General features: G+C 57.1%; 12 protein-coding genes. 3 read left to right on the top strand and 9 right to left on the bottom strand.

Annotated features, from left to right (window positions below):
• Positions 1-2: 2 nt before the first annotated feature.
• The 7 genes from K5Q35_RS08805 to sucC all read right to left on the bottom strand — a co-directional run bounded on the left by K5Q35_RS08805 (position 3) and on the right by sucC (position 7,538).
• On the bottom strand, positions 3-2,963 hold the full coding sequence (locus tag K5Q35_RS08805; RefSeq protein WP_220799289.1) for a 2-oxoglutarate dehydrogenase E1 component: 2,961 nt from the start codon (positions 2,961-2,963) through the stop codon (positions 3-5).
• The gene (locus K5Q35_RS08810; protein WP_220799290.1) at positions 2,960-3,535 is read right to left on the bottom strand and encodes a DUF805 domain-containing protein; all 576 of its coding nucleotides are present in this window, start codon (positions 3,533-3,535) and stop codon (positions 2,960-2,962) included. Before K5Q35_RS08810 ends, K5Q35_RS08805 begins: the two co-directional genes overlap by 4 nt.
• A gap of 202 nt (positions 3,536-3,737) precedes the next feature.
• A complete protein-coding gene (sucD, locus tag K5Q35_RS08815) occupies positions 3,738-4,625 on the bottom strand; it encodes a succinate--CoA ligase subunit alpha (RefSeq protein WP_013962963.1) in 888 nt (295 codons plus the stop codon).
• A gap of 15 nt (positions 4,626-4,640) precedes the next feature.
• Positions 4,641-5,144, bottom strand: coding sequence for a hypothetical protein (locus K5Q35_RS08820; protein WP_013962962.1), 504 nt, complete (start codon positions 5,142-5,144; stop codon positions 4,641-4,643).
• On the bottom strand, positions 5,141-5,722 hold the full coding sequence (locus K5Q35_RS08825; protein WP_220799291.1) for a hypothetical protein: 582 nt from the start codon (positions 5,720-5,722) through the stop codon (positions 5,141-5,143). Before K5Q35_RS08825 ends, K5Q35_RS08820 begins: the two co-directional genes overlap by 4 nt.
• 59 nt (positions 5,723-5,781) lie before the next feature.
• Positions 5,782-6,345, bottom strand: coding sequence for a hypothetical protein (locus K5Q35_RS08830; protein WP_220799292.1), 564 nt, complete (start codon positions 6,343-6,345; stop codon positions 5,782-5,784).
• Positions 6,345-7,538, bottom strand: coding sequence for an ADP-forming succinate--CoA ligase subunit beta (gene sucC, locus K5Q35_RS08835; protein WP_220799293.1), 1,194 nt, complete (start codon positions 7,536-7,538; stop codon positions 6,345-6,347). Before sucC ends, K5Q35_RS08830 begins: the two co-directional genes overlap by 1 nt.
• A gap of 450 nt (positions 7,539-7,988) precedes the next feature.
• On the opposite strand from sucC, the gene K5Q35_RS22640 reads away from it, so the two are divergent.
• Complete coding sequence (locus K5Q35_RS22640; RefSeq protein ID WP_259650503.1) at positions 7,989-8,720, top strand: VPLPA-CTERM sorting domain-containing protein; 732 nt, start codon at positions 7,989-7,991, stop codon at positions 8,718-8,720.
• 72 nt (positions 8,721-8,792) lie between these two features.
• Here the strand turns inward: K5Q35_RS22640 and mdh are convergent, their stop codons facing one another.
• Positions 8,793-9,755: a malate dehydrogenase gene (mdh, locus tag K5Q35_RS08845; protein ID WP_220799294.1), complete on the bottom strand. Its 963-nt coding sequence runs from the start codon at positions 9,753-9,755 to the stop codon at positions 8,793-8,795.
• Between the two features lie 147 nt (positions 9,756-9,902).
• On the opposite strand from mdh, the gene K5Q35_RS08850 reads away from it, so the two are divergent.
• Complete coding sequence (locus K5Q35_RS08850; protein ID WP_220799295.1) at positions 9,903-10,658, top strand: sulfite exporter TauE/SafE family protein; 756 nt, start codon at positions 9,903-9,905, stop codon at positions 10,656-10,658.
• Between the two features lie 80 nt (positions 10,659-10,738).
• Here K5Q35_RS08850 and K5Q35_RS08855 read toward each other — a convergent pair whose 3' ends face one another.
• Positions 10,739-11,071 (bottom strand): hypothetical protein, encoded by a 333-nt coding sequence (locus K5Q35_RS08855; protein ID WP_013962955.1) that lies wholly within the window; start codon positions 11,069-11,071, stop codon positions 10,739-10,741.
• A gap of 367 nt (positions 11,072-11,438) precedes the next feature.
• Here K5Q35_RS08855 and K5Q35_RS08860 point away from each other — a divergent pair, with 367 nt between their 5' ends.
• Entirely contained in the window at positions 11,439-12,296 is an 858-nt protein-coding gene (locus tag K5Q35_RS08860) for a CoA ester lyase (protein WP_220799296.1), read from the top strand.
• The last annotated feature ends 3 nt before the right edge of the window (positions 12,297-12,299 follow it).

The raw sequence follows: 12,299 nt of genomic DNA on the forward strand, positions 1-12,299 counted from the left end.
TCTTAGTTTCCTTCAATCGTCAGCGCTTCGTTCACGAGAGCTGCTTGCTGTGCTTTGTGCTGAGACGCCAGTCCGGTCGCGGGCGAGGCGGAGGTGGCGCGGCCAACATAGATGGGCCGCGCGTGTTTGGCTTTGATGCGGCCCAGAACCCATTCGATATTGGGTTCGATAAACGTCCATGCGCCCTGGTTCTTGGGTTCTTCCTGACACCAGACAACCTCGGCCTGTTTGAAGCGTTCAAGCTCCTTGACCGCAGATTGGGCGGGGAAGGGATAGAACTGCTCAACACGCAGGATGTAGATGTCGTCGATCCCGCGCTCGTCGCGTTCCTCAAGCAGGTCATAGTAGACCTTGCCCGAACACATCACGACGCGTTTGATCTTTTTGTCCGGCACCAGTTTGGTTTTGGAGTTGCCCTGCTGCGCATCGTCCCACATCAGGCGGTGGAAGCTGGAGCCGGTGGTGAATTCCTCGGCTGTGCTGACCGCGAGCTTGTGGCGCAGCAGCGATTTCGGGGTCATCAGGATCAGCGGCTTGCGGAAGGAGCGGTGAATCTGACGGCGCAGGATATGGAAATAGTTGGCCGGTGTCGTGCAATTGGCGACGATCCAGTTGTCCTGACCGCACATTTGCAGGAACCGTTCAAGCCGGGCGGAGGAGTGCTCCGGCCCTTGCCCCTCGAACCCGTGGGGCAGCAGGCAGACAAGGCCCGACATGCGCAGCCATTTGCTTTCGCCGGAACTGATGAACTGATCGAACATGATCTGCGCGCCGTTGGCAAAATCACCGAACTGTGCTTCCCAGAGGGTCAGCGCGTTGGGCTCGGCCATGGAGTACCCATATTCAAACCCAAGCACCGCATATTCCGACAGCATCGAGTCGATGACTTCGTACTGGGCCTGTCCGGATTTGATGTTGTTCAGCGGATAGTAGCGTTCTTCGGTGTTCTGGTTCACCAGACCGGAGTGGCGCTGCGAAAAGGTGCCGCGTGTGCTGTCTTGACCCGAAAGACGCACGGGATAGCCCTCAGTCAGCAACGAGCCGAAGGCTAGTGATTCAGCGGTCGCCCAGTCAAAGCCTTCGCCGTTGTCGAACATCTGCTTTTTGCCATCCAGCAGGCGGCCGACCGTTTTATGGATCGGATAGTCGTCCGGTGCTGTGTACAGCGCCTTGCCCACCTCGGCCATCGTTGCCTTGGAGATCGCGGTTTTACCGCGCTGATACTGGTTTTTCTGCTTGTCCAGATGCGACCATTTCCCATCGAGCCAGTCCGCCTTGTTCGGACGGTATTCTTTCCCGGCCTCGAACTCTTCGTTCATATAGGCCTGAAACGCCGCCTTCATGTCTTCGATCTCGCCTTCGGGGATCAGCCCGTCCTTGACCAGCCGTTCGGTGTAAAGGCTGAGCGTGGTTTTGTGGCCCTTGATCTTCTTGTACATCATCGGGTTGGTGAACATCGGCTCATCACCTTCGTTATGGCCAAACCGGCGGTAGCAGAAGATGTCGAGCACCACGTCCTTGTGGAATTTCTGGCGGAATTCGGTTGCGACCTTGGCCGCATGCACGACCGCCTCGGGGTCATCGCCGTTCACGTGGAAAATGGGCGATTCCACCACCAGCGCGTTATCGGTCGGATAAGGCGAGGAGCGCGAGAAATGCGGGGCCGTGGTAAAGCCGATCTGGTTGTTCACCACGATGTGCATGGTGCCGCCCGTCCGGTGCCCGCGCAGACCCGAGAGCGCGAAACATTCCGCCACGACGCCTTGTCCGGCAAAGGCTGCATCGCCATGCAGCAGGATCGGCATGACGCTTGTGCGGTCAGGATCGTTGTTTTGATCCTGCTTGGCGCGACATTTACCCAGAACCACCGGGTTGACCGCCTCAAGGTGGCTGGGGTTGGCGGTCAGGCTGAGGTGCACGGAGTTGCCGTCAAATTCCCGATCAGATGAGGCACCAAGATGGTATTTCACATCGCCGGAGCCGTCGACATCCTCAGGTTTATAGCTGCCGCCCTGAAATTCATTGAAAATGGCGCGGTAGGGTTTGGCCATCACATTGGCCAGCACCGACAGCCGCCCCCGGTGGGGCATGCCGATCACGATGTCGCGCACACCCAGCGCGCCGCCGCGTTTGATGATCTGTTCCATCGCGGGCACGAGGCTTTCGCCGCCATCAAGGCCGAACCGTTTGGTGCCCATGTATTTGACGTGGAGAAATTTTTCGAAGCCTTCGGCCTCGACCAGTTTGGACAGGATCGCCTTGCGCCCTTCACGGGTAAAGGCGACTTCCTTGCCGAACCCCTCGATCCGCTCCTTGAGCCAGCCGGCTTCTTCGGGGTTTGAGATGTGCATATATTGCAGCGCAAAGGTCCCGCAGTAGGTCCGTTTCACGATCGACAGGATTTCGCGCATCGACGCCATTTCAAGGCCAAGCACCTTGTCGATGAAGATCGGGCGATCCATGTCCGACTCAGTAAAGCCGTAGGATTTTGGATCGAGTTCGGGGTGGGGGGTCTGCTCGCGCATGCCCAGCGGGTCCAGATCGGCCACAAGGTGGCCCCGGATACGATAGGCGCGGATCAGCATCAGCGCGCGGATGGAATCCAGCACCGCACGTTTGATCTGCTCATCGGTTACTGCGACACCCTGCTCGGCGGCTTTGGCCTGAATTTTGCCAGCGGCCGCTTTGACCTCGGGCTCCGGCGCCCATTCGCCGGTGAGTGCCGCGGTCAGATCATCGGCGGGTTGCGGCGGCCAGTCGCTGCGCGCCCAGGATGGCCCCGACGCCTCGCGTTTGACCGAGACCTCATCATCGCCCATGGCCTTGAAAAACGCCTGCCACGCCTCATCGACGGCCGATGGGTCATTGGCATAGCGCGCATACATCTGTTCGAGATATTCCGCGTTGTGCCCCTGCATGAAGCTGGAGGCGTGGAACTGGTCGTTGGCGGGATGGTCGGTCATTGGGATACCTCATGTGGGTTGGGACCGTAGGTGTTGGGGCCGGGTTGGGATTTTTTGCACAGCCAAAATAACAAGATGGCGAAAGAGCCTAAAATCAGAAGAATTGCAAAAACTGCGCCCGAAGGGTTTTGTACGGTGATGCCACCCGGGGTATTGAAGCCGGCAAGAAACGCTGTCCAGCCAACTGACATGACAATAACGGCGCCAGTTACAACAAATATCAGCGCAAACGGCATAACTTGCCACCAGCCACTGCGTCCGATGTCGTGTAGACGTCGACAAGCAACCGCAACACCGGGTACAAGTACCGCGAGGCTGAACACATTCGCGAAGATACCGCCAGTGTATATGGTATTGTTGAATGGCTCGACGGTTTGTGTACCGTCTGGCGCTGTCCAAGTGCCTACCCCGATTTCGTGGACTGGTCCAAAAATTGCAGAATTCACAAGTACCAATGCTACGTTGATGAGAAGCCAAAACAGCCAAAACTTCCAATATTCGGACCGAGACGCGCGGCCGGAGAACGTGAAGTATTTTCGAAAGCAGGTTTTGACGGATTCGGTAAGGGTCATTGAGCGCACCTTTTCTCCTGGCGGGTACGGCCGGGCAGCGCCCGAACCGCCCCCACGGGGCGGGCGCTTCGCTTCCCACCCCTCGGTTCGGGCACTGCCCTCTCTGCGCTAGTCCAACGCTTGAGTGCTGGCCGGGGCTCCGCCCGTTCGCCGCTCGAAAGCGCCATTGGCGCTTTCGCCTCGCTTATGCTCGGATCGCGGCTCACCCCTTCGCAATCGCTTCCTGAACCGCTTCGCCCAGTGTCGCGGGGCTGTCGGCGACCACGATGCCTGCGGCGCGCATGGCGTCGATTTTATCCTCGGCACCGCCTTTGCCACCGGCGACGATTGCACCGGCGTGGCCCATGCGGCGGCCGGGAGGGGCCGTACGGCCCGCGATGAAGCCAGCAGTCGGCTTCCAGCGGCCCTTTTTCTTTTCATCTGCCAAGAACTGTGCCGCGTCTTCCTCGGCGGAGCCGCCGATTTCACCGATCATGATAATGCTCTGAGTCTCTGGATCGGCCAAAAACATTTCCAAAACGTCAATGTGTTCAGTGCCTTTGATCGGATCGCCACCGATGCCCACGGCGGTGGACTGGCCCAGCCCCAGATCGGTGGTCTGCTTGACCGCCTCATAGGTCAGCGTTCCGGAACGGGAAACGACCCCGCAAGATCCGCGTTTGTGGATATGTCCGGGCATAATGCCGATTTTGCACGCATCCGGCGTGATAACCCCGGGACAATTTGGGCCGATCAGTCGGGATTTGGACCCCTCAAGCGCGCGCTGAACTTTCATCATGTCCAGCACCGGGATGCCTTCGGTGATGCAGACGATCAATTCCATCTCGGCATCGATCGCTTCCAGGATACTGTCGGCGGCAAAGGGGGGCGGCACATAGATCACGGAGGCGTTGGCTTCGGTCGCGTGTTTCGCCTCATGCACGGAGTTGAACACTGGCAGGTCCAGATGCGTTTGCCCGCCCTTGCCGGGGGTCACGCCGCCCACCATTTTTGTTCCGTATGCAATGGCCTGTTCGGAATGGAATGTGCCCTGTGATCCGGTCAGACCCTGACAGATCACCTTGGTGTTTTCGTCGATAAGTACGGCCATTTTGTTTCCTTTGACTTACATTTTAATGGCGATGGCACTGGTGCCATCATTGAGACAATCGCCACTGTTGCCAGCGGCAGAATAGGTGACGCGGATGAGCATTTGCGTCGCAAAGATCGACAGCCCGTCACAGGGGGCGACGGGTTGGTTTATGTTGCGTTCGGGATTGCCCAGCGTGACCTTGCCCGGAAAGAGCGTTTCAGCAGTGCGCTGGCCCATCTCTTCGGCGATCGCCAGCGGGACATCAGTTGTTTGCATCATGCAATACCCGGCCTTGAAAACGCCGGAAACACCGGGAGCGGTGAATTCGGTAACGCCCTCATCGAGGCCCTTGCCCAGCGTGAAGCCGGTGCTGGAAAACGCAAAGGGCATGTCCTGCGGCGTGCGGTAGTTGCGCAGGCACAATTCAAAGGCGAGCCGCATGTTCTGGGTCGCAACTTTCAAGCTGCCTTGTGCCGCGACTTGCAAGGGCATCAGTGTTACGCAAGTGAGTATGAACAGGGCGGCGCGCCGGATCATTGCACGTCCTCCAGCGGGACGGTTGCGGACACGGTGAACAGCACCTGCGGGGAACTCATTTCGATCAGAATAAGATCAGAGCGCGGGCCAAGTGCCCCTTCGAGAAGGAATTTCCTGTAGGTTTGTGAGATGCCATCCACGTCCCCTTCGGCATCGTCGTTTGGGTCCATCAATGTTATGCGCGTGGGACCACCTGCAAGCCGCATGCTACCGTCAGCAGGCAGGATCTGGCGCAGGGTGGCTTCCATGGCATCAGAGTTGAAGTTGTGATCGGGACTGGTCCGGGCGATCTGGCAATAGACATGCGCCGCTTGCGTGCCAACGGCGACCTCAACGAGGCGATACTGGCCGAGCCCCCAGCGCCCCTGATGACGCCGAAACAGGCGACCATCTGCGGATTGCTCCTGCCTGAGATACTGCAGGTTTGCCGGAGATTGGGCCATGGCAGCCACAGGATTTGCAAGAAACGGCGCGCACGTGCTGGAAAAGTCGTTCCAAAGATCCGTCAGGATCGCGCTGGGCGCCTGCGCTGCGGCAGGACCTGCAAGGCAGAGGGATATAGCAAGGGCGCGGATCATTGGCGCAAAAGATGTTCCTATGGACAATCTGTGTATGGGCATTGGTTGTTCCGGGATGCCTAGTTGTAAATGTATGAGGCGACTTCGCTGCGTGGTACCGGCGTCGATATGAAAAAGATATGGTGGATCCGAATACCTTTTCTACTGGCTTCATGTGACATTACGCTGCCATTCCTGAGTTGAACTGCGAATTGAAAATAAGAACTGGGAAAACGTTCTTTCGCCGCTCCTCCTGTTTGTCGCTCTGCCTTGGTCAGGAATTTCTGCCCAACCGCGGCAAAATCGTCCGGCCCAAGGAAGCCCACACCACATGCTATGGCTGGGCCCTCGGTCCCATGAAGCGCTAATATCGGTTTGGCCCCTTCGGTCTTGTATAACTTTTTGCCATCTTCGTTTGCGGTTAATGTCAATCCTTGGGCGGCCATGACCTGCTCGAACCGGTCGAAGCTCGGCAGCGTCTCAAGGCAGGCTGTCGAAAACAACGATACCGCTACATCGGTTTCTTCAAGGGTGAACGAGGCTTTCTCAACGGCTTCGGGAGAAGGGCCGCAAGCCACCGTAAGAAAAGCCATTGCCACAAGCGAAGCAACCAGACGCGCCCGCGCTTTTCCGGGGTGGTGCATCACCCCTTCACGGCCTTCACGATTTTCTGCGCGCCGTCCTTGAGGTTGTCGGCGGCGATCACATCAAGGCCGGAGTTGTTGATGATATCCTTGCCCTGCTGCACATTCGTCCCTTCGAGGCGGACAACCAGCGGTACTTTGAGGCCGACTTCTTTTACCGCGGCGACGACGCCTTCGGCGATCACATCGCAGCGCATGATACCGCCGAAGATGTTCACCAGAATACCTTTGACCTGCGGGTCGGAGGTGATGATCTTGAACGCTTCGGTGACCTTTTCCTTGGTTGCACCACCGCCCACATCGAGGAAGTTCGCAGGTTCCGCGCCATAGAGCTTGATGATGTCCATTGTTGCCATCGCCAGCCCCGCGCCGTTCACCATGCAGCCGATTTCACCGTCCAGAGCAATATAGTTGAGATCGTATTTGGAGGCTTCCAGTTCCTTGCTGTCTTCCTCGGTGACATCGCGCAATTCGGAAATATCCGCATGGCGGTACATCGCGTTACCGTCAAAAGCCACCTTGGCATCAAGGACCTTGAGATCGCCGCTATCGGTGACGATCAGCGGGTTGATCTCCAGCATTTCCATGTCTTTTTCCATGAACGCATTGTAGAGCAGGCCCATCAGGCCCACGCATTGTTTGACCTGCTTGCCTTCCAGGCCGAGCGAGAATGCGATGCGGCGCCCATGAAAAGCCTGATAGCCGGACGCGGGATCAACGGAGAAAGACAGGATTTTTTCCGGAGTTGAGGCGGCGACCTCTTCGATGTCCATGCCGCCCTCGGTTGAGCAGACAAAGCTGACGCGGCTGGTTTGGCGGTCCACCAAAAGCGCGAGGTAAAGTTCGGTTTCAATCCCCGACCCGTCCTCGATGTAGATGCGGTTGACTTGTTTGCCTGCGGGGCCTGTCTGATGCGTCACCAATGTGCGGCCGAGCATCTTTTTCGCTTCCTCGGCGGCTTCCGCCACGGATTTCGTCAGACGCACACCGCCTTTTTCGCCAGCGTCGGCTTCCTTGAACGACCCTTTGCCACGACCGCCCGCATGAATTTGCGCTTTGACCACCCACAACGGTCCATCAAGCTCTCCCGCTGCCGTCTTGGCGTCTTCAGCCTTGAGCACGACGCGCCCGTCAGAGACCGGTGCGCCATAGCTGCGGAGGAGGGCTTTGGCTTGGTATTCGTGGATGTTCATGTCAGCGTCCTGTCAGATTTCGATTAGCGCAACCTAGATCGAATTCTCAGGCTGAGTGAACCGGATTATCGGTAAAAAGCGGACAAAAATGGTATTCTGTTGCTTTTGTGATCACAGTTTTTCAGCGTGTGATCACAAAAAGTGAAGTGCAGTGTTTCGGCGCTGAGGAAGAATCGAATCACTGCGCGCATCGGCGGGCGGGCCAATGGCAGAGAAAGATGTGCCACCCTGTTTCTACTAAAAATTGATTAAACATCAAAATGCGGGTCGATTTTCTAGTAGAGCGAGAATTCCATTCTAAACTTGCGCTTATGTGCGTTAATTTGTTGTTAACCGCTGCCTTAAAGTGGTTTAATAAACAGTGAAGGGTGCGGTGAATTGTGTCCTCGTTAATTGTGTTCAGCGTCCGGATCAGTGGGAAAAGGCGCTATTACTTGTAGGAGAAATTAAATGAACAAATTTAAATCAGCCACGCTGGCAGCGGGTGTTGCACTGGCAAGCCTAGTTGGCGTCAGCGCGAGTGCGGCAACCATTCCAAACATTACGTTGTCGACTTTCAGCGACACAGCATTCGCGTCAGTTACGAATGGTGGGATCGTCGAAAACTTTGAGAACTTCATTCCCGCCACTCCAAACGTTTGGGACCCAACAACTTCGACATTGGTCGGCAAGTTTCGAAGCGTTGGCGGGACCGGGTCTGGCAGCACCTGTGGTACTCAGTCTGGATCAACGCCATGTATGGACTTGGCGTTGAACACCACACCGATTAATGGTCAAGGTCAGCTCGTCCCAGATAATGGCACGAAGTCGTTGTCGTCGAACGACACCGCTGGAATTGTTTGGGATGTATTCAGCAGCGCAGACCCAACTTTCAAGTTCAATCGAATTGTGTTCGCTGTAGGTGATGCGGCGGACATCAATGGCACTGTCTTCAAAGTGACAGCGGGCGGCGTTGAGAAAACGTTGACAGGTCAAGCGAACAACAACGAACAGCTCGTAGTGATCAACCTCGGCGGTTTTTTTGATACGGCAACCGTGGTAATGGATACAGCAACAAACGACGCGTTCGTCATTGACGGTGCGACAATCTCTGCGGTTCCTGTTCCTGCGGCACTGCCACTCTTGCTGGCGGGTATCGGTGGTCTTGGCTTCATGGCGCGTCGCAAACGTAAAGCGGCCTGAACCAACCTTAAGACTAAATAAAGAATGCCCCGGAAATTTCCGGGGCATTTTTTTGTGTCTGAACTGCGGAGCTTACGACAGGCTGTCGTCGATGCCTTTGCATGCTGCGACCAGTCCTTTGACCGCGCTGACGGAGCTGTCGAACATCGCCTGCTCATCTTTGTTCATCGAGATTTCGACCACGCGTTCAATGCCGCCTGCGCCGATCACGGTTGGCACGCCGACATAAAAGCCCTTCAGGCCATAAGCACCATCAACATAGGCCGCGCAGGGCAGCACGCGTTTCTGGTCCTTGAGGTAGCTTTCGGCCATTTCGATCGCGGATGTGGCAGGCGCATAAAACGCAGAGCCGGTTTTCAGCAAGCCGACGATTTCGGCACCGCCGTCGCGGGTGCGTTGCACGATGGCATCCAGTTTATCTTGTGTGGTCCATCCCATCTTGACCAGATCCGGCAGTGGAATGCCTGCCACGGTCGAATAGCGCACCAGCGGTACCATCGTGTCCCCATGACCGCCCAGAACAAAGGCGGTGACGTCTTTCATGGACACATCGAATTCATCCGCGAGGAAATGCCGGAAGCGTGCCGAATCAAGGACACCCGCCATACCGCACACTTTTTCGTGCGGCAGGCCCGAGAATTCGCGCAGGGCCCAGACCATCGCATCGAGCGGGTTGGTGATGCAGATCACGAATGCATCGGGTGCATGTGCGGCAATCCCTTCGCCGACAGATTTCATCACCTTGAGGTTGATCCCCAGAAGGTCATCGCGGCTCATGCCGGGTTTGCGTGCAACACCAGCGGTCACGATGCAAACATCCGCGCCTGCGATATCGGCATAGGATTGTGTACCCGACATTTTGGCATCAAATTTGGCGGATGGGCCGCTTTCGGCGATATCCAGCGCTTTGCCTTCCGGGACGCCTTCGGCGATGTCGAAGAGGACGACGTCGCCCAATTCCTTGAGGGCTGCGAGGTGGGCGAGCGTGCCGCCGATCTGGCCTGCGCCGATCAGTGCGATTTTGGGTCTTGCCATTTTGAAGATGCTCCGCGTTCGGTTGATTTCGTAGCCCTGCTAGCGAATGAACGCGGCTTGCGCAAGTTTACTTAGAGGATCGAACCAATCATTGGCCCCCGCTGATAGCATTGGACAATGCTCTGTGTATGGGTCTTAAAGGCAGGGATGCTGACACTCGACCTGACATTTTTCCTGATCGCAGGACCGGCCGTTATATTCGCGGGGATTTCCAAGGGGGGATTTGGATCAGGCGCCGCCTTTGCCTCGGCGAGCATTCTGGCACTGGTCGTGGAGCCCGGCCTCGCTCTGGGGGTGATGCTGCCTCTGTTGATGCTGATCGACGCCAGTACGCTGCGGCCGTATTGGCGCAAGTGGGATATGCAGGCAGCGATTTTGCTGATTCTGGGCGCACTGCCTGGCGTGGCACTTGGGGCAGCTTTGTACAAACTGACCGAACCGGATGTTTTCCGCGTGCTGATTGGCGTGATCTCGGTTGGGTTTGTGATCTGGCAGATCGCGACCGCGAATGGTTTCATTAAAGCTGCAACCAAGATGCTGTCCCCCGCGGCGGGCGTTTTCGCGGGTGCGGTTGCAGGATTCACAAGCTTCGTGAGCCACGCGGGGGGGCCGCCCGCCGCGATTTACCTGCTGTCGAAGAAACTAGGCAAAACGGAATATCAGGCAACCACGGTGCTGGTGTTCTGGGCCGTGAATATTGCGAAATTCATTCCCTATGCGTTTCTTGGCATGTTCACCTTGCAAACGGCGACCGCCAATCTGGTGCTGGCCCCCTTCGCATTTCTGGGGGCCTGGCTTGGTGTCAAAGCACATGCTGTGGTGCCCGAACGCGCGTTTTTTGCGCTGACGTATGTTTTGCTGACCGTCACGGGCACCAAGCTGATTTGGGACGGGCTGACCTGAGCCAAGGCGACGCCGGCATCGATGGGAGCCTTATCCGGCTGCGCCATGCAAGACTGAAGCGCCGTATCAGAGTGACGCGGTTACACGTCTTCGCCTTTGACTGGCAGGACTTCGTCAAGTTGTTCAAATGACTGCCCTGATGCCACCAGACACGTCAGCCCATTGGGCGTTGTGACGGTGATCGTCCAAGTGCCGGTTCGCTCTGATGCGAAGACCTCAACAACAGAGTTGTTAGCGCCAAGGCCCATGGAATGGCGGGTTTCGCCGTATCCTTCGGCAAGCCTGTCTACAACCGCCTCGCGCGGGCCACAATTGCGCGGGTTTTCGGCAGCCGCGCTATGGCTGGATACGATGTAAAGAGCAGCGGCTGCGGTGAGCGCGCCAAGATGCAGTACTTTTACAGTGCGTTTCATGTCTATCTGCCTCAAGAGTAAGTTGAAATTTGACCTTCTGGTCAGACCGGTTTTCCGGCAGTGACCGGATTAATCCGGTTGGTATGCAGTCGCTGCGGGTGTGTCCGGCCATTTTCGGGCGGCAGTTTTTTCTGCACTGGGCACAGGTCTGTTGAGCGACCCCTGAAGCATCCGTTACAGAGTTGAACTAATCGTAAAGACCACGCGCGCAAACAGTTTCAATTTGAGGCTTTCTGCACTGCAGCGAGAAAATGCTTGATGTTCAATTCCAAAAATAATACGAATTCGCGCAAGTTTATAAGGCGCGCTGATGCCTCGGTCTTTTGGCACAGGCTTCCGGCGTCGCGGTCACGATCGGAGCTGTTTCATGTCACATTCCAACCGACCCCTGCGGTCCGTCCTGTACTTGCCTGCGTCCAACCCGCGCGCTTTGGTCAAGGCACGCAGTCTGGACGTGGATGCGATCATTTTTGATCTCGAAGACGCGGTGGCGCCTGATGAAAAAGCAGGCGCACGCGATACGCTCGCACAGGCGCTGTCTGAGGGCGGCTATGGCGCGCGCCTGAAAATTGTACGGGTCAACGCGCTCGACACGCCCTGGGGTGTCGCGGATGCAAAGGCGGCGACTGACATGGGCGCGGATGCGGTGTTGCTGCCAAAAGTGGATGGACCGGAGCACCTTGAGGCGCTCGCGGCGCTCACCGGTGATTTGCCGCTGTGGGCGATGATGGAAACGCCACTTGGCATGTTGAATGCCGCCGCAATTGCCAGCCACAAGCGCTGCGCAGGGCTCGTTATGGGCACCAACGATCTTGCCAAAGACATGGGCACGCGGTTCCGCTCGGATCGTTTGCCGATGATGGCCGGGCTGGGCCTGTGCCTGTTGGCCGCCAAGGCGCATGGCGTTGCGGTTGTGGACGGTGTTTATAATGCCTTTAAAGATGATGAGGGGCTGAAGGTCGAATGTGATCAGGGCCGCGACATGGGTTTTGACGGAAAAACGCTGATCCATCCCGCACAGATCGCAATCGCGAACGCAGCCTTTGCACCGACGGAAGAAGAAGTCGAACTCGCCAAGCGTCAGATTGACGCTTATGAGGCTGCATTGGCCGAAGGTCAGGCGGTTGCCGTGGTCGACAGCCGGATCGTTGAAAATCTGCATGTTGCAACTGCGCGCGAAACATTGGCAAAAAGGGACGCAATAGCAACCCTGAACGCGAGGTAGCAA

It is taken from the genome of Roseobacter sp. OBYS 0001, from assembly GCF_019654895.1.
In the GTDB taxonomy this organism is placed as follows: Bacteria; Pseudomonadota; Alphaproteobacteria; order Rhodobacterales; family Rhodobacteraceae; genus Roseobacter; species Roseobacter litoralis.